A 21,758-nucleotide genomic window follows, 5' to 3' on the forward strand; every position below is an offset into this window, starting at 1 on the left:
GGGAAGATTGACAAATGATCGGCGTCAAGGAAATCTTGACGCCATGATCACCGAGACGCGGTCGACCGCCGACCGCAGCACAGCCCTCCGGGCCGCCGCCTTCGGCATGTTCCCCATGGCGATCGCACTGATCGTCATGAGCACACAGCTGTCGGACGGCTCCGGCGTCACCTCGTACATCGTCCGGGGCTCCGCCGCCTTCATCGTCCTCTGCGCCATCGGCATGCTCACCGCATCGGCGCGGGGCGACCGGGACGCCGCTCGGCGCGAGCGCGACCGTGCGGCGCTGGACGCGCTGGAGCCCCTGCGTACGGCCGACGGCCGATGAGCGACGAGCAGTTGATCGGCCCGGAAGAGGCCGTGAGCATCCGTGAGGGGATCGCGGCCGCCGTGCTCGGCACGCCGGACGGACTGGCCGAATCGCTGGAGCACGACCCGGCGGGCTACCTCCGCCTGGTGGCCGCCACCCGCGTCGGCGCCGAGGAGACCAGCCGCCTGCTGCGAGAAGCGGTACAGGGCGCGCGGGCCGCGGGCCACAGCTGGGACACCATCGGCCGCATCCTGGGGGTGAGCCGGCAGGCCGCGCAGCAGCGGTTCGCCGCGAAGGGGGCGGCGGCCGCGAAGGGAGCCACGGCCGGGGGGCCGGGGGCGCCGGAGCGGCGGGTGCTGACTCCGCTGACCGCCTTCGACGAGATGGCCGCGCTCGCGGAAGCGGGCCTGGAGGGCTGGCACGTCGTCGACTACGGCCCGTACTTCCACGTGGTGGAGGCATCGGACCGGCCGTGGGAGCACCGCCGCGTGCCGTTCGCCGTGGGCAACCGGCGCCGCCGGATGGAGGCGGAGGGCTGGGTGTCGGTGGGGGCGGGCTCCTTCCCCTGGGCGTACTACAAGCGCCCGCTGACACCCGAGGTCTAGAACAGCCGGGGCTGTCCGTCGGCCGCGTCCGCACCGCGCTCCAGTGCCAGGAGCGCGCGCTTGCGGTCCAGGCCACCGCCGTAGCCCGTGAGTCCGCCCGTCGAGCCGACGACCCGGTGGCACGGGACGATGATCCCGATGGGGTTCTTGCCGTTCGCGAGGCCGACCGCGCGGGAGGCGCCCGGCGCGCCGATCCGCTCGGCGAGTTCGCCGTACGAGAGCGTCTCGCCGTACGGGATCTCCTGGAGCCCCGCCCAGACGCGCTGCTGGAACGGCGTGCCGTCCAGCCGCAGCGGGAGCTCGAAGCGGGTCGACTCGCCCGCGAAGTACGCCGTCAGCTGGCGCAGGGCCTCCGTGAACGGCCGCTCGTCCCGCTCGCCGAAGGTCTCCTCGGGCGGCCGGTGCCGCTGGTCGGCCATGTAGAGGCCGGACAGGGTGCCGTCGGTGGCGACGAGGGTCAGGGGACCCATGGGGCTGTCGGCGACGGTGTGTACGCGTTGCATGGTGCTCAGTCCTCGGGCATGTCGTTGATGGGGTGGTCGTGGGCCGCCCACAGGTGCTGGACGGCGTACGCCCGCCACGGCCGCCACGCGGCGGCGTGCCGGGTCAGCGCCCCGGGCGTCGCGGGGAGGCCGCAGGCCGCGGCGCCGCGGCGGACGCCTAGGTCCGTCGGCACGAAGGCGTCGGGGTCGCCGAGCGCCCGCATCCCGATGATCCCGGTGGTCCACGGGCCCATGCCGGGGAGCTCGGCGAGCCGTGCGTACGCCTGCGACCGGTCGCTGCCGACGCCGAGGGAGAGCTCGCCGGACGCGAGGGCCCGGACGAGTGTCACGACGGTGGTGCGGCGTCCCCCGGGCATGGCGAGCGCCGTGGGGTCGAGCCCGGACAGCGCCTCGGCCGAGGGGAACAGATGGGTCAGGCCGCCGCCCGTCGGGTCGTCGACGCGCTCGCCGTGCGCGGTGACGAGGCGGGCTGCGAGCGTACGGGCCGCGGCGGTCGACACCTGCTGGCCGAGCACGGCCCGCACGGCGAACTCCTCGGGGTCCACGGTGCGCGGCACCCGCCGCCCGGGGGCCTTGGCGACCAGGGGAGCCAACCGCTCGTCGGCGCCCAGCAGTTCGTCCACCGCCTCCGGGTCCGCGTCGAGGTCGAGGAGGCCGCGGCAGCGGCTGATGGCTCCGGCCAGGTCGCGCAGGTCGGAGAGGGCGAGGCGGCAGTCGATGTGGTCGGGGCGCGGACTGAGGGCGACGGTCCCGTGGCCGTACGGGAGGCGCAGGGTGCGGCGGTACGCGCCGTCGCGCCACTCCTCCACGCCCGGCACGGCGGTGGCCACGAGGTGGCCGAAGAGGTTGTCGGGGCACAGGGGCGCCCGGAAGGGCAGCCGGAGTGTCAGCACGCCGGGGGTGGTGGGATTCCGGCCGTGCGCCGCGCGGGTGCGGAGTTCACTGGGCGAGAGCGCGAAGACCTCGCGGACGGTCTCGTTGAAGGCGCGGATGGAGGAGAAACCGGCGGCGAACGCGGCGTCCGCCATGGACAGTTCGCTGGTCTCGATGAGGATGCGGGCGGTCTGGGCGCGCTGGGCGCGGGCCAGGGCGAGCGGCCCGGCGCCGAGCTCGGCGAGCAGTTGGCGCTCGATCTGGCGGGTGCTGTAGCCGAGGCGGGCGGCGAGGCCGGGGACGCCCTCGCGGTCGACCGTGCCGTCACCGATGAGCCGCATGGCCCGGGCGACGAGGTCGGCGCGCTCGTTCCACTGCGGCGAGCCGGGGCTGGCGTCGGGCCGGCAGCGCTTGCAGGCGCGGAACCCGGCCTGCTGGGCGGCGGCCGCGCTGGGGTAGAAGGTCATGTTCCGGTCCTTCGGCGGCACGGCCGGGCAGCTCGGACGGCAGTAGATGCGTGTGGTGAGCACGGCGGTGTAGAACCACCCGTCGAAGCGGGCGTCCTTGGAGCGGACGGCCCTGACACAGCGGTCGAAGTCGGTGTACATGCCTCCAGGATCGTCCGCGCGGGCCGCGTTGGCTCGCGGAAATCCGACATGGACGTGGAGGGACCGGGCCCCTGGCCGGGGCGGGGCACTCCGCGGCTCCCGTCAGGCGAGCAGCTTCAGAATGTTCTCCGTCGTGTCCGTCTCGGCCAGGCGCGGGAAGACCTTCTCGACGGCGACGCGGTGGATCTCCGGGTCGGGGTCGGTGACGGCGTCGGTCGCGATCGTCACGTGGTAGCCGTGCTCGTGGGCCGCGCGGGCGGTGGACTCGACGCCCGCTCCCGTCGCGATGCCCGCGAGGACGATCTGGGTGACGCCGCGGCGGCGCAGCTGGAGGTCGAGGTCGGTGCCGTGGAAGGCGCCCCAGGTGTGCTTGGTGACCACGATGTCGCTGTCCTGGCAGCCGAGTTCGGGGGCCAGATCGGCGAAGTCGGCCGGGAACCGGCCGCCGCGCAGGGGCGCGTCGGAGCGGCCGGGCGCGGCGCCCACGACCCGGACCAGGACGACCGGCAGGCCGCGCTCGCGGAAGGCGGCGGCCAACAGGGCGCCGCGGCCCAGGATATCGGCGGAGGGGTGGGCGGTGGGGAGGGCGAGGATGCCCTTCTGGAGGTCGATGAGGACGAGGGCGGTGTTGGGGTCGAGCGTGGTGGCGGGCATGGGGTCTCCTCAGGTGCGGGGGCGGGTGCGCAGGGCGCGGTCGCGGTGGTGCCGACGGGGTTGAGGGCCGGGCTCAGGCCCCCGGAGCCGGGCGCGCGGGGCGCGGCGGGCGCGCCGTACCCCCGCGCCGTCCGCCGTTGTCACGCGCCGCCCCGGTGGCGGGGGTCCGGGGCGCGCCTTCGAGGTTCACTCCTCGACCAGACGTTTGAGCAGCCGGGTGGCCTCGATCAGGGTGCGCTGTTCGTCGGGGCCGAGGCGGCGGTCGATGGCGGAGGCGAGCCAGCTGTTCTTGGAGTCCCGTACGGACGCGAGGGCCTCCTCGCCCTCGGGTGTGAGGGAGAAGACGACCTGCCGGCCGTCCGTGGGGTGCGGGGAGCGGGCGACGATCTCCATGTCCTCCAGGACGCCGAGGATGACGCGCATGGACTGGGGGCGGACGAGCTCCGCGCGGGCCAGGGCGGCGGTCGTGGCAGGGCCGTCGGTGCCGAGCCGGCCGATCACGGTGCGCTGGGACGGGGTGAGGGCGCCCTGCGGCGAGGCCGTGCGCAGGCGTCTCATGAGCTGGGAGACGGCGGCGGCCAGGTCGGCCGCGACGCGTTCCTGTTCCTTGTCACTCATGGTGCCACCGTAAAGAACGACAGATAAACTTGCAAGTTTCCCTGTTGGGTTATCCACAGGCGGCGTGCTGGTCTTGCCACCGGGCATGGCGGGTCATACGGTCGCAGGCACACGCGGATCTACGCGTGTCAGCCTGGCTGACGCCCCGGCAAAGGAGCAGCTCATGGCCAATGTTGTGCGCGCCGCTCTGGTTCAGGCGACCTGGACCGGCGACACCGAGTCGATGATCGCCAAGCACGAGGAGCACGCCCGCGCCGCCGCCGCGCAGGGTGCGCAGGTGATCGGCTTCCAAGAGGTCTTCAACGCCCCGTATTTCTGTCAAGTGCAGGAGAGCGAGCACTACCGCTGGGCCGAGCAGGTGCCCGACGGGCCCACCGTGCGGCGGATGCAGGAGCTCGCGCGCGAGACCGGCATGGTGATCGTCGTGCCCGTCTTCGAGATCGAGCAGTCCGGTTTCTACTACAACACGGCGGCCGTCATCGACGCCGACGGCCGCTATCTGGGGAAGTACCGCAAGCACCACATCCCCCAGGTCAAGGGCTTCTGGGAAAAGTACTACTTCAAACCGGGCAACCTCGGCTGGCCGGTCTTCGACACGGCCGTCGGCAAGGTCGGCGTCTATATCTGCTACGACCGCCACTTCCCCGAGGGCTGGCGCTCGCTCGGCCTGGCCGGCGCCCAACTGGTCTACAACCCCTCGGCGACCTCGCGCGGACTCTCCGGCTACCTCTGGCAGTTGGAGCAGCCCGCGGCCGCCGTCGCCAATGAGTACTTCATCGCCGCGATCAACCGCGTGGGCCGCGAGGAGTACGGCGACAACGACTTCTACGGCACCTCGTATTTCGTGGACCCGCGGGGTCAGTTCGTCGGCGAGGTCGCCAGCGACACCAAGGAGGAACTGGTCGTCCGCGACCTGGACTTCGGCCTCATCGACGAGGTGCGGCAGCAGTGGGCCTTCTACCGCGACCGCAGGCCCGACGCCTACGACGGGCTGGTCCAGCCGTGAGCGCCGCGCCCCCGGAGGCCACTCCCCCCGCTCCCGCGCCGTCCGCCGCCGCCTCGCTGCACGTCCGGCACCGGGCCGTGATGCCCGAGTGGCTCGCGCTCTACTACCGCGAGCCGCTGGAGCTCACCCACGGCGAGGGCCGCCATGTGTGGGACGTCCAAGGCCGCCGCTATCTCGACTTCTTCGGCGGCATCCTCACCACCATGACCGCCCACGCCCTCCCCGAGGTCACCAAGGCGGTCGCCGAGCAGGCCGGCCGGATCCTGCACACCTCCACGCTCTATCTCGACCGGCACATGGTGGAGCTGGCCGAGCGGATCGCCTCCCTCTCCGGAATCCCCGACGCCCGGGTCTTCTTCACCACCTCCGGCACCGAGGCCAACGACGCGGCCCTGCTGCTGGCCACCACCCACCGCCGCTCCAATCAGATCCTGGCGATGCGGAACAGCTACCACGGCCGTTCCTTCTCCTCGGTCGCCGTCACCGGCAACGCCTCCTGGTCACCGACCAGCCTCTCCCCCCTGCAGACGCTCTATCTGCACGGCGGCGTGCGCAGCCGCGGGCCGTACGCGGCGCTGTCCGACGGGGAGTTCATCGCGGCGTGCGTCGCCGACCTGGAGGACATGCTCGGCCAGGCGCACGGCAATGTCGCCGCCCTGATCGCCGAACCGGTGCAGGGCGTCGGCGGGTTCACCGCACCGCCCGACGGGCTGTACGCCGCGTTCCGCGAAGTCCTCGCGCGCCGCGGCATCCTGTGGATCTCCGACGAGGTGCAGACCGGCTGGGGCCGCACCGGCGACCACTTCTGGGGCTGGCAGGCGCACGCGGCGAGCGGCCCGCCCGACATCCTCACCTTCGCCAAGGGCATCGGCAACGGCATGTCCATCGGCGGGGTCGTCGCCCGCGCCGAGGTCATGAACTGCCTGTCCGCCAACTCCATCTCGACCTTCGGCGGCAGCCCCGTCACCATGGCCGCGGGCCTGGCCAACCTCACGTATCTGCTGGAGCACGACCTCCAGGGCAACGCCCGCCGCGTCGGCGGCCTCCTCACCGAGCGGCTCCGCGCCATCGCCGCGGGGCTCCCCGTCGTCCGCGAGGTGCGCGGCCGGGGCCTGATGGCCGGCGTCGAGCTCGTACGGCCCGACGGATCGCCCGCGCCGGAGGCCGCCTCCCTCGCCCTGGAGCACGCCCGCGAGCGCGGCCTGCTGATCGGCAAGGGCGGCCGCGAGGCGAACGTGCTGCGCATCGCCCCGCCGCTGAGCCTCACCGTCGCCGAGGCCGAGGAGGGCGCGGCGATCATCGAGGAGACCCTGCGCCAGGTGCAGCACGCCGAAGGGAAGGAACGCCCATGAGCAGAACGGCCATTCGCGGCGGGCTCGTCATCACCGCCGCCGAGGAGACGCGGGCGGACGTCCTGATCGAGGACGGCAAGGTCGCCGCCCTGGCCACGCCCGACAGCGCCTTCGCCCAGGGCTGGACCGCGGACCGCACGCTGGACGCCACCGGGAAGTACGTCATCCCCGGCGGGGTCGACGCCCATACGCACTTCGAGCTCCCCTTCGGCGGCACCGCCTCCTCCGACACCTTCGAGACGGGCACCCGCGCGGCGGCGTGGGGCGGCACCACGACCGTCGTCGACTTCGCCGTCCAGCCGCGCGGCGGGGCGCTGCGCGAAGGGCTCGACACCTGGCACGCCAAGGCCGAGGGCACCTGCGCGATCGACTACGCCTTCCACATGATCCTCTCCGATGTGAACGAGGGCTCGCTCAAGGAGATGGACCTCCTGGTCGGCGAGGGCGTCACGTCGTACAAGCTCTTCATGGCCTACCCCGGGGTGTTCTACAGCGACGACGGGCAGATCCTGCGGGCCATGCAGCGTGCCGCGGGCAACGGCGGGCTGATCATGATGCACGCCGAGAACGGCATCGCCATCGACGTCCTGGTGGAGCAGGCCCTCGCCGCGGGCCACACGGATCCGCGCTATCACGGCGAGGTCCGCAGGGCCCTGCTGGAGGCCGAGGCCACCCACCGGGCCATCCAGCTCGCCCGGGTGGCGGGCAGCCCGCTCTACGTCGTGCACGTCTCCGCCGAGGAGGCGCTCGCCGAGCTGGCGCAGGCGAGGGACAAGGGCCTGCCGGTCTTCGGCGAGACCTGCCCGCAGTATCTCTTCCTGTCCACCGACAATCTCGCCGAGCCGGGCTTCGAGGGCGCCAAATACGTCTGCTCGACGCCCCTTCGGCCGCGCGAGCACCAGGACGCGCTCTGGCGCGGGCTGCGCACGGACGACCTCCAGGTGGTCTCCACCGACCACTGCCCGTTCTGCTTCTCCGGCCAGAAGGAGCTCGGCCGCGGGGACTTCTCGAAGATCCCCAACGGCCTGCCCGGCGTGGAGAACCGCATGGACCTCCTCCACCAGGCGGTCGTGGAGGGCCGGATCACCCGCCGCCGCTGGATCGAGATCGCCTGCGCCGCCCCCGCCCGGATGTTCGGCCTCGCCCCGCACAAGGGCGGCGTCACACCCGGCGGCGACGCCGACATCGTCATCTACGACCCGCACGCGGAACAGACACTCTCCGCCGCGACCCACCACATGAACGTCGACTATTCCGCGTACGAGGGGAAGCGGGTCACCGGGCGCGTCGAGACCGTCCTGTCGCGCGGCGAGACCGTCATCGAGCAACGGCGGTTCACGGGGCGGGCCGGGCACGGCCGCTATGTACCGCGCACCACCTGTCAGTACCTCGCGTAAGGAGCACCGCCGTGGACTTCGGAATCGTCCTGCAGACCGACCCGCCCGCCTCCGCCGTGGTGGACCTGATGCGCCGCGCCGAGGGCGCCGGCTTCCGCTACGGCTGGACCTTCGACTCCGCCGTGCTGTGGCAGGAGCCGTTCGTCATCCACAGCCGCATCCTCGACCACACCGAGCGGCTGATCGTCGGGCCCATGGTCACCAACCCCTCCACCCGCACCCCCGAGGTCACGGCCTCCACCTTCGCCACGCTCAACGACATGTACGGCAACCGCACCGTGTGCGGCATCGGCCGCGGCGACTCCGCGATGCGGGTGGCCGGCCGCAAGCCGAACACCCTCGCCACCCTGAGCGAGGCGATGCGAGTCATCCGCGACCTCGCCGAGGGGCGCGAGGCGGACGTGGGTGGCACGGCGATGCGGCTGCCCTGGGTGCGGGACGGCAGGCTGCCGGTCTGGATGGGGGCGTACGGCCCCAAGGCGCTCGCCCTCGCCGGGCGGGAGGCCGACGGCTTCATCCTCCAGCTCGCCGACCCCTTCCTCACCGAGTGGATGGTCAAGGCCGTGCGGACCGCGGCCTCCGACGCCGGGCGCGACCCGGACTCCGTCACCGTCTGCGTCGCCGCGCCCGCCTATGTGGGCGACGACCTGGCCCACGCGCGCGAGCAGTGCCGCTGGTTCGGCGGCATGGTGGGCAACCACGTCGCCGACCTCGTCGAGCGGTACGGCGAGCACTCCGGCCTGGTGCCGGAGGCCCTCACCGAATACATCAAGCAGCGCCGGGGCTACGACTACAGTCACCACGGCCGCGCGGGGAACCCCTCCACGGACTTCGTGCCCGACACGATCGTGGACCGCTTCTGCCTGCTCGGCCCCGTGGAGGCGCACCGCGAAAGGCTTGAGGAGCTGCGGGAGTTGGGGGTGGACCAGTTCGCGATCTACGCGATGCACGACGCGAAGGAGTCGACCATCGACGCGTACGGCCGGCACATCATTCCCGCGCTGACCGGCTCATAGGGCGTTGCTCGATCACCGGACGGGCCCGTCCGGTGATCGAGAAGTGCAAAAGCCGCCGGGGCCCCGCACCGTGCCTTCACCCGGCCGTCTCCTGCCTTTCGCCTTCCCGTCCCCCGACCGGGGACTTTCCGGACGCACACTGGCCACACCCGGCGCACGCGACGCACGCACCGGGGTGCTCCCCGTTCCCCCGTCGAAGGAGGCAAGGCCCATGCCCGTCCCCGTCTTCCTCCACGGCCGCAGCGCGCGGCTGGAGCCGCTCGGCGAGCGGCACGTCGAGGCCCTGGCCATGGCGGCGGCCGAGGACCGCGCGAGCTATGCCTTCACGCCGGTGCCGCATGGGGTGGCGGCGGCGGAGCGCTATGTCGCCGACGCGCTGGCCGCCCGGGCGGCGGGGCAGGCGCTGCCGTTCGCCGTGGTGCGCGCGGCGGACGGCCTGGTGGTGGGCTCGACGCGGTTCTGCGAGCTGGACTACTGGCAGGGCCCGGTGCCCTGGCCCCCGGCTCCGCGCGAGCCGCTGGGCGACCCGCTCACCGCGGTGCCCGACGCGACGGAGATCGGCGGCACCTGGCTCTCCGCGCGCGCCCAGGGCACCGGGATCAACACCGAGGCCAAGCTGCTCATGCTGCGCCACGCCTTCGAGACGTGGGGCGTGCGGCGCGTGTCCCTGCGCGCCGACGCCCGCAATCTGCGCTCGCGCGCCGCGATCGAGCGGCTCGGCGCGACCCTCGAAGGGGTGCGCCGGGCCCACACCCGGGGCCTGGACGGCATGGTCCGGGGCACGGCGTTCTATTCGATCCTCGACGAGGAGTGGCCCCACGTACGGGACCGGCTCGAACAGCGGGTCGCGGCGGGGCCCACGACGGAGCGGATACGTCCGCTGCTGTCGGCGTAGCCGCGCACCACTACGGGACGCGGGCCGTCCACTCCTGCGAGCTGAACTTCGTCGCGGCCAGCTCCTCGGCGCGGGCCATCTCCTCGGGGGTGACGGAGCCCTCCGTCAGGCCGTAGCGGCCGCGGAAGGACGCGATCATGCGCTCGATGACGGCGTCCCGCGGCAGGCCCGTCTGGCGGCGCAGCGGGTCCACCCGCTTCTTGGCGCTCTTGGTGCCCTTGTCGGAGAGCTTCTCCTTGCCGATCCGCAGCACGTCGAGCATCTTGTCGGCGTCGATGTCGTACGCCATGGTCACGTGGTGCAGCACCGCGCCGTCGCCGGAGACCACCCGCTTCTGCGCGGCGCCCGCGATCTTGCCGGCCTCGGTGGCGATGTCGTTGAGGGGCTGGTACCACGCCTTGACGCCCATGCCCTCCAGCGCGCCGAGGACCCAGTCGTCGAGGTAGGCGTAGCTGTCGGCGAAGGACAGGCCCTGCACCAGGGCGTCCGGCACGCACAGCGAGTAGGTGATGGTGTTGCCGGGCTCGATGAACATGGCCCCGCCGCCGGAGATCCGGCGGACGACGGTCATCCCGTGCCGCTCGGCGCCCTCGGGGTCGACCTCGTTGCGCAGGGACTGGAAGCTGCCGATGACCACGGCGGGGGCGCCCCACTCCCACACGCGCAGCGTCGGCGGGCGGCGCCCGGCCGCGACCTCGGCCGTCAGCACCTCGTCCAGGGCCATGTGCAGGGCCGGGGCCTGTGGGCCGTCGTGGATGAGCTGCCAGTCGTAGTGGTGCCAGTCGGTGGCCTGCGCCAGCGCGCGGCGGACGGCGATGCCCACGGCCTCGGCGGAGAAGCCGAACATCACCGTGCCCTCGGGCAGGGCCGCGTCGATGCGCGCGGCGAGCTGCGGGGCGGGGGTGTCGGCGGGGGCGCCCTCCAGGGCCCGGTTGATGTCGAGGAGGGCCTCGTCCGGTTCGAGGAAGAAGTCACCGGCCACCCGGACGTGACGCAGCGCCCCGTCCTCGACCTCCAGGTCCACGACGACGAGCTTTCCGCCCGGAACCTTGTATTCGCCGTGCACGGCTGTGTCCTTCCGCTCGTTCTCCCCGGTCGGCCACCCGACCGACAGCGGAATCAACCGTAACTCCATCAACCACTGTCACTCCCGTGGGTAACCACCTACACTCTGTGTACCCCACACGCATTCATTGCTCTTCCCTCCACCCCACTCCCCCGGTCTGCCGGGCGTCGGCTCGTGACCGGGGGCGGGGCCATGCGCGGAATCGTTCCGCGCAGCAGCCGTTCGAGGGGGAAACCCGAACGTGAGCACATCCATGGCGCGCCGGGCGATACGGGCCGGTGCGGCCCTCGCCGCCACGCTGGCCCTGGGCTTCGGCGCGGTCGCCTGCGACGACTCCGCCAAGCCCGCCGGTACCGAGCCGACGGCATCCGTGTCGGGCCCGGCCACTCCGTCCAAGGCGCCCGAGCCCGAGCCGACGCGGTCCTCGCCGTCGCCCGAGCCGAGCAGCGCGTCCCCGACACCGCCCGCACCCGCGCCCACCCCCACGCCGAAGGAGGAGGCACCCGCCTCCGTCAGCGGAGGAACCAGCGGCTCCGGCGGCTCGACGTCAGGCGGTTCGACGACAACAGGCGGTTCAGGGTCGACCGGAGGATCGGGAGGATCGCACTCCGGCGCCTCCGCGGTCTGCAACGACGGTTCGTCCTCCTACTCCGCGCACCGCAGGGGCACCTGCTCCCACCACGGCGGTGTTGCGCAGTGGTTGAAGGATCTGCCTTCCTAGAGGCCATGTTCACCACGCGGCCCACCCTTCAAGGCACCTTCGGCATGGTCTCCTCCACGCACTGGCTCGCCTCGCAGTCCGCGATGGCCGTGCTGGAGAACGGGGGCAACGCCTTCGACGCGGCCGTGGCCGCGGGTTTCGTGCTCCAGGTCGTCGAGCCGCACATGAACGGGCCCGCCGGGGAGGTGCCCGCCGTCATCGCCCCCGCAGGCGGCACCGTGCGGGTGCTCTGCGGCCAGGGGCCGGCCCCCGCGGGGGCGAGCATCGCGCACTACACCTCGCTGGGGCTGACCCTCGTCCCCGGCACCGGGCCCCTCGCGGCCGCGGTGCCGGGCGCGTTCGACGCCTGGATGCTGCTGCTGCGCGACCACGGCACCAAGCCGCTCGCCGACGTCCTGGCGTACGCGATCGGGTACGCGGAGACCGGGCACGCCCCGGTCGAGGCGGTCGGCCGGACCGTGGAGGCGGTGCGCGAGCTGTTCACCGCCGAGTGGCCGGACTCCGCCGCGCTGTACCTGCCCGGCGGCCGACCGCCCGCCCCCGGCCGGCTCCTGCGGAACCCCGCACTCGCCGCCACCTGGCGCCGCCTCCTCGCCGAGGCCGACGCGGCGGGCGGCGACCGGGAGCGGCGCATCGACGCCGCCCGCCGGGTCTGGCGCGAGGGCTTCGTCGCCGAGGCCCTCGTCCGGGCCGCGGCCCGCCCCACCCTGGACTCCTCCGGCGCCCGGCACGCCGCCCCGCTCACCGGCGACGACCTGGCCGGCTACCGCGCCGGGTACGAGGACCCGGTCACCTACGACTGGAACGGCTGGACCGTCTGCAAGGCCGGCCCCTGGTCCCAGGGCCCGGTCCTCCTCCAGCAGCTCGCGCTGCTGGGCGACCTCCCGGAGTACGGGACCGGCGCGTACGTCCACACGCTCGTCGAGGGCGGCAAGCTCGCCATGGCGGACCGCGAGGCGTGGTACGGCGACGCCACCGGCGACGTCCCGCTGCGCGAGCTCCTCTCGGACGGCTACAACGCCGCCCGCCGGTCCCTGATCGGCGACCGTGCCTCGTACGCCCTGCGCCCCGGCAGCCCCGGGGGCCGCACCCCGCGCCTCCCCCGGCACGCGCTCACGGCCGCCGACGTGCCGGAGGTGCCGCTGATGTCGGGCGTGGGCGAACCGACGCTCACATACGGCACCGATCCGGACGTCGCGCCCGACGGGGTGACGCGTGGGGACACCTGCCACCTCGACGTCGTCGACCGCTGGGGCAACATGATCTCCGCGACGCCCAGCGGTGGCTGGCTCCAGTCCAACCCCGTCGTCCCCGAGCTGGGGTTCCCCCTCGGCACCCGGCTCCAGATGGCCTGGCTCGAACCCGGGCTGCCCAACTCCCTCACCCCCGGGCGGCGTCCGCGGACGACGCTGACCCCGTCCCTCGCGCTGCGCGGCGGCGAGCCGGTGCTGGCCTTCGGCACGCCCGGCGGCGACCAGCAGGACCAGTGGCAGCTGCACTTCTTCCTCGCGACCGCGCTGCGCCCGCCGGTGCGCGGCGGGCTCGACCTCCAGGGCGCGATCGACGCGCCCAACTGGCACCAGGAGTCCTTCCCCAGCTCCTTCCACCCGCGCACGATGCGGCCCGGCTCGGTCACGGTGGAGTCCCGGATCGGGGAACCGGTCGTCAAGGAGCTGCGCCGCCGCGGCCACGACGTGACCGTCGCCGCGTCCTGGTCGCAGGGGCGGCTGTGCGCGGTGGCGCGTGACCCGGAGACGGGTCTGCTGTCGGCGGCCGCCAATCCACGGGGGATGCAGGGCTACGCGGTGGGCCGCTGATCACCGGAGGCCGTTCACCTCGAAGACACCGTGCGGCCATGACCACGCCCCCGGATGTCAGTGGGGCGTGATTCGATGGACGCATGATCGATGAATTTCTCGCAGGTGATCTGAACGACGTCGAGGAGGCGGTCCGCAAGGCGGCCGCCGCCGAGATCGTGCCGCGTTTCCGGCAGCTCGCCGCGCACGAGATCGTCGAGAAGAACGGGCCGCACGACCTGGTGACGGTCGCCGACCGGCTCGCCGAGGAGCACCTGACCGCCTCGCTCACGGCCCTGCTGCCCGGCTCCGTCGTCGTCGGGGAGGAGGCCGTGCACGCCGACCCGGGCATCCTCGACGCCCTGCGCGGCGAGGACCCCGTATGGATCGTGGACCCGGTCGACGGCACCCGGCAGTTCGTCCACGGCGACCCCGGGTTCACCACCCTCGTCTGCCTGGCCCACCGCGGCGAGCTGCTCGCCTCCTGGACGTACGCGCCCGCCCTGGAGCTGATGGCGATCGCCCGCCGCGGCGGCGGCGCGGTGCTCAACGGCACCCCGCTGCGCTCCGGCTCGCCCGGGCCCGGCAAGGTCCTCGAAGTGGCGACCTCGCACTACGACTTCACCGACGACGAGCAGAAGCGCGTGCTGGCGACCCTGCGCACGGAGGGCGTCGCGCCGCGCCCGTGCGGCTCGGCCGGGCTGGAATACCTCAACGTGGCGCGCGGCCACATCGACGGCGTCGCCTTCTCCTGGGAGAACGCCTGGGACCACGCCGCCGGGCTGCTGCTGGTCGCCGAGGCGGGCGGCGCGAGCGGCACGGTCGCGGGCGAGCCGTTCCGGATAGCGGGCGGCAACGCCCTGCCGTTCGCCGCCGCGCGGGACGAGGTGACGCTCCGGCATATCCTGGGCCTGCTGGCGTCCGCCGGCTGATCCACGGGGACGAGGGGAGTTGCGTCCGGTGCCCACCATGCTCGACGCGGTCGTCGTAGGTGCCGGGCCCAATGGGCTCACGGCCGCGGCCGAACTGGCCCGCCGGGGCCTGGCCGTGGAGGTGTTCGAGGCCGCGGGGGCGATCGGCGGCGGCACCCGCACGGAGGAGCTCACGCTCCCCGGCTTCCGCCACGACCCGTGCTCCGCCGTGCACCCGCTGGCCGCGGGCTCGCCCGCCTTCACCAGGATGCCGCTGCACCGGCACGGCCTGGAGTGGATCCACCCCGAGCTGCCCATGGCGCACCCCTTCCCCGACGGCAGCGCCGCCGTCCTGTCCCACAGCGTCGGGGAGACGGCGCTCTCGCTGGGCCCGCGCGACGCCGGCACGTACCGGCGGCTGGTCGCGCCCTTCCGCGGCCGGTGGGACACGGTGGCCGCCGACTTCCTGCGCACCGCGTGGGACGGCCTGCCGCGCGACCCCCTGCTGTACGCGCGCTTCGGCCTGCTCGCCGCGCAGCCCGCGGCCCTGCTGACGCGCCGCTTCCACGACGCGAAGGCCCGCGCGCTCTTCGCCGGGCTCGCGGCGCACGGCATCGCGCCGCTCACCGGCTTCGGCACCGGCGGCATGGCACTGATCTTCGCGCTCGCCGCGCACGCGGGCGGCTGGCCGGTGCCGCGCGGCGGCTCGCAGTCGATCGCCGACGCCCTCGGCTCCTACGTACGGGAGCAGGGCGGCGTCCTCCACACGGACTTCGAGGTCAAGCGCCTCGACGACCTCCCGCCGGCCCGCGCGTATGTCTTCGACACCTCGCCGACCGCCCTCGCCCGGATCGCGGGGCTCGGCAACGCGTACGAGCACTTCCGCTACGGCCCGTCCGTCTTCAAGATCGACTACGCGCTGAGCGGTCCCGTGCCGTGGACGTCGGAGGCCGCCCGCCGGGCGGGCACGGTCCATGTCGGCCCGACGTACGGCGAGATCGACTCCGCCCTCGGCGCCGCGCTCCACGGCGACGACCCCTCGGTGCCCTTCCTCATCACCTCGCAGCCCAGCATCATCGACCCCACGCGGGCGCCGGAGGGCAAGCACACGTTCTGGGTGTACGGGCATGTGCCCAACGGCTGGCGGGGGGACGCCACGGAGGTGATCGAGCGCCAGATCGAGCGGTTCGCACCGGGTTTCCGCGATCTGGTGCTGGCCCGTGCGACGGCCGGACCGCCCGAGCTGGCCGCCCGCAACACGAACTACGTGGGAGGCGACATCGCCACCGGCTCGGTCGCGGGGCTGCGGCTGCTGATCCGCCCCAAGCTCGCACGGGTCCCCTACGCGACGGCGCGGCCGAACGTCTTCATCTGCTCGTCGGCCACGCCGCCGGGGCCCGGGGTGCACGGCATGTGCGGGCACCACGCGGCGCGGGCGGTCTGGCGGCGGCTCCGGGAGCGCTGAACGCTCCGCTGGATGTGCGGTCAGTCGGCTGCGGGCCGCCCACGGCTGATTGCGCCCCGCGGCGGAGCCGCATAACGACGCCTCCCCGCGCCCCTTACTGGTCGCGGTACCGCACCGGACTTCCACGAGCCCCCTTGGGCCCGGGCCGCCACCATGGGTTACGCGGCGTAGAAGCGCGCGAGGTCGGCCAGGACCTCCGCCCGCAGGGGCTCCGCCTCCGTGCCCAGGTGGCGGAAGATCCGGACGATCACCTCGTCCTCGGGGTCGAGGATGCCGTACAGCACGTGCTCGGGCGCGATGCGGCTGTCCCTCTGCTGCACGGGCACCTCGCCCGCGTCCTCCAGCGCCCTCTTGCCGTTGAGCGTGAACGGCAGGTGCTCCTGCATCTGCCGGGCCCGCACCACTGCCGGGTCCTCCTGCGGCTCCGCCTTGCGGCGGCCGAAGAACGACCGCCGCTGCTTGGGCTCGGGGGCGGCGTCCCCGGGCAGCAGGATGCCGAACTCGCGCAGGGCCGCCGCGTCCTTCGCGGACAGGCCCGCACCGTCGCGCACCGCGGCCACGAGCGCCTCCCGGCAGGCGTCGGCGGTGATGCCGGAGCCGGTCAGCGCGGACGGCGTGCGGTCCTCGCGGAAGAGTCCGAGCAGCAGGTGTTCGCTGCCGATCCACGGGTGTTCCAGCTCCCGGGCGACCTCCTGGGCGCGTATGACCGCCATCCGCGCGTCCATCGTCATCCGCTCGAACATGCCTTGCCTATCTCCTGGGGTGCTCACCGTGGGCCCGGCCCGACGGCGCGGACCCGCCCGTCAACCTACCGTGACGGGCAGGGCGCCGGTCCCGGTGGTCACAGGGGAGGGGCGAGGTCGAAGTAGCGGTCGAGGACGCCCCGGTCGCCCGTCACGTCGAGCCGGTCCGCCGGGACCCGCTGCCACAGGAACAGTGCCAGGTCCGACGCCGTACCCGCCAACTCGACGTCGGCGCCCGCCCCTTCGCCCTCGGCGAGCCGGACCTCGGTGCCGTCGAAGTGGGCGGTCCAGTCACCGCCACCGTCCGTCCGCCGGAACCTCAACCGCTCGCCCGCGGCCGGGGGCAGATGCCGCCGGGCCCGCCGGGCGGGTGCCATCACCTCGAAGTTCTGGACGACGGCGTCCGCCGCGAGCTCGGCCGGGAGCGGCCGGGCGGCGCCGAGCGCGTTCTCGGCGTCCCAGCGGTGCACGGCTGTCTCGATGGTCTGCATCCGCGTCCAGAACGCGGCGGTTCCGTCCGCTCCCCAGGACCAGACCGTCTTCGCCGGGTCGGTCGTCCGCAGGGTCTCCTCCAGGGCGGCGGCCCCGGCCGCGAACCAGTCGGCCAGATCTGCGGGCACCGGCCCGGTGTTCGGCGTGCGCTGCGGGTCGGGCCAGTCCCGGTGCTCCGCCGGGATCCCGAGGCCCGGGTGGTCCAGGGAGAGGGCCACGTCGGCCGGGGGCGCGCCGGCGCCGTGGGCGATGACGGCGGTGACGAAGCGGTGGACGACGCCGAGGTGCAGGGCGAGGTCGGCGAGCGACCACTCGGGACAGGTGGGCACCACGGGCGCCGGCGCGTCGGCCGCCCCGCGCAGCGCGGTCTCGAAGGCCGCCGCCTCGTGGTGGAAGTGCCGGAGGAAGTCCATGGCTCTTCTCTCCCCCGCCCCGCCCCGTCCCGAACGGGGGTCGCGGTCAGTGCTTGGGCAGCGGGCCGTCCGGGTGGACGACCAGGGCGGAGCCGCCACCGCGGCGGACCCGCTCGGCGGCGGCCACCCACCGCCCGTCGGGCAGCCGTTGGACACCGGTGGCCGCGCCGATCTCCGGGTTCTCCTTGAAGGCGTGCCCGAGGGCTTCGAGGCGGCTGCGCAACGGGCTGTCCCAGAGGGCCGGTTCGAGTTCGGTCGTCGCGGCGTTGCGCTGGCTGGCGCGGGGCGCGGCGATCGCGTCGACGAGCGGCATGCCGCGGTCGACGTGGTTGAGCAGGGTCTGGAGCGCGGTCGTGATGATCGTCGCGCCGCCGGGCGAGCCGAGCGCGAAGGCGGGCCGGCCGTGGTCGAGGACGATCGTCGGCGAGATGGAGGAGCGCGGCCGCTTGCCGGGGCCCGGCAGGTTCGGGTCGTGGACGCCCGGGGTGACGGGCACGAAGGAGAAGTCGGTCAGCTCGTTGTTGAGCAGGAACCCGCGGCCGGGGACGGTGATGCCGCTGCCGCCGGTCTGCTCGATGGTGAGGGTGTACGCGACGACGTTGCCCCACTTGTCGGCGACAGTCAGATGGGTGGTGTTGTCGCCCTCGTACGGGGTGGCCGCCGCCTTGCCGCGCGTGCCGCAGGGCACCGGGTGGCGGGGGTCGCCGGGCGCGAGCGGGCTGGTCATTGCGCGCTTGTCCGACATGAGGCAGGCCCGGGCGCCGGCGAACGCCTTCGAGGTGAGCGCCTTCGTGGGCACACTCTCCTGGGAGGGGTCGCCGACCCAGCGGTTGCGGTCGGCGAAGGCGATCCGGCTGGCCTCGATGTAGCGGTGCAGATAGGTCTTCTCGCTGAGCCTGGAGAGGTCGCCGTGCTCAAGGATGTTGAGGGCCTCCGCGACCGTGGTGCCGCCGGAGGAGGAGGGGGCGATGCCGTAGACGTCCAGGCCGCGGTAGGTCGTACGGGTCGGGGCCTGCTCCTTCGTCGCGTACGCGCGCAGGTCCGCTTCCGTCAGGCCGCCGGGGCGCGCGACCCGTCGGGACTTCGGGTCGACGGGGGGTTTGCGTACGGTCCGTACGAGGTCACGGCCCAGGTCGCCGCGGTAGAGCGCCCCGATGCCCTGGCGGCCCAGCTGCTCGTACGTCCGCGCGAGGTCCGGGTTCTTCAGCGTGCTGCCGACGGCCGGGGGGCGGCCACCGGGCAGGAAGAGCGCGGCCGTGGCCGGGAAGTCCTTGAACCGGGACTCGTTGTCCGCGGTCTGCTGACGGAAGGTCGCGTCGACGGTGAAGCCGTCGCGCGCGATGCGCTCGGCGGGCTTCAGCACCTGGCCGAGCGAGCGGCTGCCCCAGGAGCGCAGGGCGGTGTCCCAGGTGGCGGGCGTGCCGGGGGTGCCGACGGAGAGGCCGCTGGTGACGGCGTCGGCGAACGGGATCGGCTGCCCCTTCTCCAGGAACAGGTCCGCGCCCGCGCCGAGCGGGGCGCGCTCGCGGCCGTCGACGGTGGAGACGCGATGGCTCTTCGCGTCGTAATAGACGAGGTAGCCACCGCCGCCTATCCCGGCGGAGTACGGCTCGGTGACGCCGAGGGCCGCTGCGGTGGCCACCGCGGCGTCCACGGCGTTGCCGCCCTTGCGCAGCACCTCGATGCCCGCGGCCGAGGCGTCCGCGTCGACACTGGCCACGGCGCCGCCGTAGCCGACGGCGACGGGTGTCTTGGCGGGCGGACGGGCGGCTGCGGGCGCGGCGGCCGCCGGCGCGATGCCGAGGCCGGCGATCAGGCCGGCGGTGGCGGCGAGCACGGGCAGGCGCCGATGAGTGGTCGTTCTCGCGCGGACCATCCCTACCTCCTTGCGGGCGAGCGGGCCCCGGAGCCTACCCGTGGCTCGCTGGGCGCGCCACGGGGTCGGGCCTTTGTGGGTACGGGTCCGTCGCCGCCTGCGGCGGGAGCGCCCTGCGGGCGCGGCCTCAAACGCCGGCCGGGCTGGTTTTCGCGGACCGTAGCCGGCGAAATCAGCCCGTGGGGGCACCTCCCAGCGGTAGCTGGGGGAGTTTGAGGACAGCGCGCGAAGCGTGCTTCGGGGTCTGGGGCGGAGCCCCAGTTTCGGGAAGGGGCGGGGTAGGGGAACAAAGCCCGCCGCAGGCGCAACGGACCGCACCCCGCCCGGAAGGACCCCGCTCAGTGGTTGCGGCCAACGACCTTCAAGACCGCACCCGCCATCGCCGCCTCCCCCTTCGCGTTGGGATGGAACGGCGCCGCCGGGCTCTCCGGCTTCACACCCTCGATCCACCGGTCCGCCGCAGGGGCGCACGTGTCGTGACCGACCGTCGGACCGTACGTGTCGACGTAGCGGACGTGCGCCTTGCCCGCTTCCTTCTTCAGCATCGCGTTGAGGCTCTTCTCGACGTTCCGGAGGTAGGGGACGTCGCCCGCCGCGATCGGCACGGCCGGGAAGCAGCCGGTGCCGCTGTCCGGCATGATCGAGGGGTAGCCGACGAGCGCGACGCGGGCGCGCGGCGCCCGGTCGTGGACGGCCTTCAGCACGGCCGCGATCTTGGGCGCGGCACCCGTGATCCGCGCGGCGAGCTGGTCGCTGCCGTCGGCGGCGGTGTACTGCTTCTTGCACGGCGTGCCGGCCGGGTCGGATACGGACAGCTTGGCGCAGGTTCCGATGATGTCGCCGAAGCCGATGTCGTTGCCGCCGATACCGACAGTGACGAGCGTGGTGCGCTTGTCGAGAGCGTTGAGCTGGGCCGGGTTGGCGCCCTGCGCACTCCACATGTCGTCGGTCTTCGCCCCGCTGCAGCTGACGTCCTTGAAGGTCGCGACGTTCAGCTTCGCGGCGGTCAGGGCCGGGTAGTTGACGCTGGAGCGGAGGCAGTCGCCGCCGGTCTGCTCGGGTATGCCGGGGCCGGAGGTGTAGGAGTCGCCGAGGGCGACGTAGCGCTCGCCGCCGCGGCTGTCCGACGCGGGCTGGGCGGCCGTCGCGGGGGTGGCGGCCGTGGCCGCCAGGGCCGCGGCCGCGCCGAACGCCGCCAGAGTCTTCCCGTACTGCCCGCCGCGTCCGTGCACCTGTGTCACCACTGCCTCCGAAGTTGTTCCACGGTCCTGACGACCGTCAATGCGTCGCAAGACTCGCTCCGTCGTGACTGTCTGTCAATGTGGCTCGATGAAGTCGTTGTGACGCGGGTGCCGTAACAGGGTGGGCGAAACAGGCGATGACCGCCCATGTGATGACTCGAATAGCGACATCCTGTGTGGCGGTCACGCTCGCCACGATCGCTCTGGTCACGGCGCCCTCGGCGTCCGCCGCCGACCCCGTCCCGGGGCCCGACGTGTCCGTGGGACAGGCCGGCAACTATCCGACGAGACCGAACGACACGGGCAGCTTCTCGGTGTCCTGGAAGTCCGAGGGCACGGAGGACGTCACCGGGGTGACCCACCTCACCGTGGACCTCCCGCCCGGCGTGACGACCAGCGGCGCCCTGATGTACTCGACGCCCTACGACTACACCTTCACCGAGACGGTCTCGCCGGACGGCCGCCACCTGGACGCCACCTACGTGGGGACGATGGTGCCCGGCCGGAGCCACTTCATGAAGGTGAAGGTGACCTCCGGGGCGCAGACACCGTCCGGGGTGATCACGGCGACCGTCGCCAACGCCGAGGACGTCAACACGCAGAACAACGTCTCCACGTACACCCTCAACGGCCCCTCGGAGCCGCCCGCGACTCCCCCGGAGCCGGTGGTCGGCGCCGTCGACACGGTCACCGGACCGGGCGCGGGCGGGACGAAGGTCACGGTCACGGGCTTCGGTCTGGACTCCGGGGTGGTGCTGTTCGGCGACGACGCGGCGCGGACCTCGTGCACGAGCACCTCGTGCACCGCGATCGCGCCGGGCGGCACGGGCAGCGTTCCCGTGGACGTGGTCACTCCGGGCGGGGCCGCGGAAGCAGGGCAGTTCACGTACACGGGCCCGGGGCCGGCGGCGCCGCCCGCGCCCGTCGTCCAGCACCTGTCGGTCCAGGGCGGACCGGCGGCCGGTGGCACGGCGGTCGCCGTCCTCGGCACGGACCTGACGCACGGCACCGTCCGCTTCGGGGGACGGCCGGCGGCACACTCCTCGTGCGGGCGGGACTACTGCAGCGCGGTCTCCCCGGCCGGCACGGGCACGGTCGACGTCACCGTGGAGACGGCGGGCGGCACGAGCGCCGTGGGCACGGCGGGGCGTTTCACATACGCGGCGGGCTGACGCGGCGCGAATTGCTCCCGTGAAT

General features: G+C 73.5%; 21 protein-coding genes. 12 read left to right on the forward strand and 9 right to left on the reverse strand.

What is annotated here, in order from left to right; translation table 11 throughout:
• Window positions 1–43 precede the first annotated feature (43 nt).
• Both ABD269_RS26125 and ABD269_RS26130 read left to right on the forward strand, forming a co-directional pair.
• Entirely contained in the window at window positions 44–328 is a 285-nt protein-coding gene (locus tag ABD269_RS26125; RefSeq protein WP_301891453.1) for a hypothetical protein, read from the forward strand.
• Window positions 325–915, forward strand: a complete 591-nt coding sequence (locus tag ABD269_RS26130; RefSeq protein WP_344121605.1) for a hypothetical protein — start codon at window positions 325–327, stop codon at window positions 913–915. Before ABD269_RS26125 ends, ABD269_RS26130 begins: the two co-directional genes overlap by 4 nt.
• On the opposite strand, the gene ABD269_RS26135 is transcribed toward ABD269_RS26130, so the two are convergent.
• The 4 genes from ABD269_RS26135 to ABD269_RS26150 all read right to left on the reverse strand — a co-directional run bounded on the left by ABD269_RS26135 (window position 912) and on the right by ABD269_RS26150 (window position 4,171).
• Entirely contained in the window at window positions 912–1,418 is a 507-nt protein-coding gene (locus tag ABD269_RS26135; protein WP_344121607.1) for a methylated-DNA--[protein]-cysteine S-methyltransferase, read from the reverse strand. The genes ABD269_RS26130 and ABD269_RS26135 overlap by 4 nt on opposite strands.
• Before the next feature lie 5 nt (window positions 1,419–1,423).
• Window positions 1,424–2,899, reverse strand: a complete 1,476-nt coding sequence (locus ABD269_RS26140; protein WP_344121609.1) for an AlkA N-terminal domain-containing protein — start codon at window positions 2,897–2,899, stop codon at window positions 1,424–1,426.
• Between the two features lie 102 nt (window positions 2,900–3,001).
• The gene (locus ABD269_RS26145) at window positions 3,002–3,553 is read right to left on the reverse strand and encodes an isochorismatase family protein (RefSeq protein ID WP_344121612.1); all 552 of its coding nucleotides are present in this window, start codon (window positions 3,551–3,553) and stop codon (window positions 3,002–3,004) included.
• 186 nt (window positions 3,554–3,739) lie between these two features.
• Window positions 3,740–4,171: a MarR family winged helix-turn-helix transcriptional regulator gene (locus ABD269_RS26150; RefSeq protein WP_301891458.1), complete on the reverse strand. Its 432-nt coding sequence runs from the start codon at window positions 4,169–4,171 to the stop codon at window positions 3,740–3,742.
• A 163-nt stretch (window positions 4,172–4,334) separates the two neighbouring features.
• Between ABD269_RS26150 and ABD269_RS26155 the strand changes: the two genes are divergently transcribed.
• The 5 genes from ABD269_RS26155 to ABD269_RS26175 all read left to right on the forward strand — a co-directional run bounded on the left by ABD269_RS26155 (window position 4,335) and on the right by ABD269_RS26175 (window position 9,837).
• The gene (locus ABD269_RS26155; RefSeq protein ID WP_301891459.1) at window positions 4,335–5,177 is read left to right on the forward strand and encodes a nitrilase-related carbon-nitrogen hydrolase; all 843 of its coding nucleotides are present in this window, start codon (window positions 4,335–4,337) and stop codon (window positions 5,175–5,177) included.
• Between the two features lie 80 nt (window positions 5,178–5,257).
• Window positions 5,258–6,529 carry an aspartate aminotransferase family protein gene (locus ABD269_RS26160; RefSeq protein ID WP_344122078.1) on the forward strand — a complete coding sequence of 424 codons (1,272 nt, stop codon included), beginning with the start codon at window positions 5,258–5,260 and terminating at the stop codon, window positions 6,527–6,529.
• Window positions 6,526–7,926, forward strand: a complete 1,401-nt coding sequence (hydA, locus tag ABD269_RS26165; RefSeq protein ID WP_344121616.1) for a dihydropyrimidinase — start codon at window positions 6,526–6,528, stop codon at window positions 7,924–7,926. The genes ABD269_RS26160 and hydA overlap by 4 nt, the downstream gene beginning before the upstream one ends.
• Before the next feature lie 11 nt (window positions 7,927–7,937).
• Entirely contained in the window at window positions 7,938–8,942 is a 1,005-nt protein-coding gene (locus tag ABD269_RS26170; RefSeq protein ID WP_301891461.1) for a TIGR03842 family LLM class F420-dependent oxidoreductase, read from the forward strand.
• Window positions 8,943–9,153: 211 nt separating this feature from the next.
• Complete coding sequence (locus ABD269_RS26175) at window positions 9,154–9,837, forward strand: GNAT family N-acetyltransferase (RefSeq protein ID WP_344121619.1); 684 nt, start codon at window positions 9,154–9,156, stop codon at window positions 9,835–9,837.
• Between the two features lie 10 nt (window positions 9,838–9,847).
• Here the strand turns inward: ABD269_RS26175 and lplAB are convergent, their stop codons facing one another.
• Window positions 9,848–10,903 carry a lipoate-protein ligase LplAB gene (lplAB, locus tag ABD269_RS26180; RefSeq protein WP_344121621.1) on the reverse strand — a complete coding sequence of 352 codons (1,056 nt, stop codon included), beginning with the start codon at window positions 10,901–10,903 and terminating at the stop codon, window positions 9,848–9,850.
• Between the two features lie 241 nt (window positions 10,904–11,144).
• Here lplAB and ABD269_RS26185 point away from each other — a divergent pair, with 241 nt between their 5' ends.
• The 4 genes from ABD269_RS26185 (at window position 11,145) to ABD269_RS26200 (ending at window position 15,796) form a co-directional block, all read left to right on the forward strand.
• The gene (locus tag ABD269_RS26185; protein WP_344121623.1) at window positions 11,145–11,624 is read left to right on the forward strand and encodes a DUF3761 domain-containing protein; all 480 of its coding nucleotides are present in this window, start codon (window positions 11,145–11,147) and stop codon (window positions 11,622–11,624) included.
• A gap of 5 nt (window positions 11,625–11,629) precedes the next feature.
• Window positions 11,630–13,441 carry a gamma-glutamyltransferase family protein gene (locus ABD269_RS26190; RefSeq protein ID WP_344121625.1) on the forward strand — a complete coding sequence of 604 codons (1,812 nt, stop codon included), beginning with the start codon at window positions 11,630–11,632 and terminating at the stop codon, window positions 13,439–13,441.
• Between the two features lie 83 nt (window positions 13,442–13,524).
• Complete coding sequence (locus ABD269_RS26195; protein WP_344121627.1) at window positions 13,525–14,352, forward strand: inositol monophosphatase family protein; 828 nt, start codon at window positions 13,525–13,527, stop codon at window positions 14,350–14,352.
• A 37-nt stretch (window positions 14,353–14,389) separates the two neighbouring features.
• On the forward strand, window positions 14,390–15,796 hold the full coding sequence (locus ABD269_RS26200; RefSeq protein WP_344122079.1) for a phytoene desaturase family protein: 1,407 nt from the start codon (window positions 14,390–14,392) through the stop codon (window positions 15,794–15,796).
• 158 nt (window positions 15,797–15,954) lie between these two features.
• On the opposite strand, the gene ABD269_RS35425 is transcribed toward ABD269_RS26200, so the two are convergent.
• The 4 genes from ABD269_RS35425 to ABD269_RS26225 all read right to left on the reverse strand — a co-directional run bounded on the left by ABD269_RS35425 (window position 15,955) and on the right by ABD269_RS26225 (window position 20,561).
• Window positions 15,955–16,539 carry a Clp protease N-terminal domain-containing protein gene (locus tag ABD269_RS35425; RefSeq protein ID WP_425572974.1) on the reverse strand — a complete coding sequence of 195 codons (585 nt, stop codon included), beginning with the start codon at window positions 16,537–16,539 and terminating at the stop codon, window positions 15,955–15,957.
• A 98-nt stretch (window positions 16,540–16,637) separates the two neighbouring features.
• Window positions 16,638–17,444 (reverse strand): maleylpyruvate isomerase family mycothiol-dependent enzyme, encoded by an 807-nt coding sequence (locus tag ABD269_RS26215; protein WP_344121629.1) that lies wholly within the window; start codon window positions 17,442–17,444, stop codon window positions 16,638–16,640.
• Window positions 17,445–17,490: 46 nt separating this feature from the next.
• Window positions 17,491–19,320: a gamma-glutamyltransferase gene (gene ggt, locus ABD269_RS26220; protein WP_344121631.1), complete on the reverse strand. Its 1,830-nt coding sequence runs from the start codon at window positions 19,318–19,320 to the stop codon at window positions 17,491–17,493.
• 338 nt (window positions 19,321–19,658) lie between these two features.
• Window positions 19,659–20,561: an SGNH/GDSL hydrolase family protein gene (locus ABD269_RS26225; RefSeq protein ID WP_344121633.1), complete on the reverse strand. Its 903-nt coding sequence runs from the start codon at window positions 20,559–20,561 to the stop codon at window positions 19,659–19,661.
• Window positions 20,562–20,698: 137 nt separating this feature from the next.
• Here ABD269_RS26225 and ABD269_RS26230 point away from each other — a divergent pair, with 137 nt between their 5' ends.
• On the forward strand, window positions 20,699–21,733 hold the full coding sequence (locus ABD269_RS26230; RefSeq protein ID WP_344121635.1) for an IPT/TIG domain-containing protein: 1,035 nt from the start codon (window positions 20,699–20,701) through the stop codon (window positions 21,731–21,733).
• Window positions 21,734–21,758 lie beyond the last annotated feature (25 nt).

The sequence above is a fragment of the Streptomyces blastmyceticus genome (genome assembly GCF_039521185.1).
In the GTDB taxonomy this organism is placed as follows: Bacteria; Actinomycetota; Actinomycetes; order Streptomycetales; family Streptomycetaceae; genus Streptomyces; species Streptomyces blastmyceticus.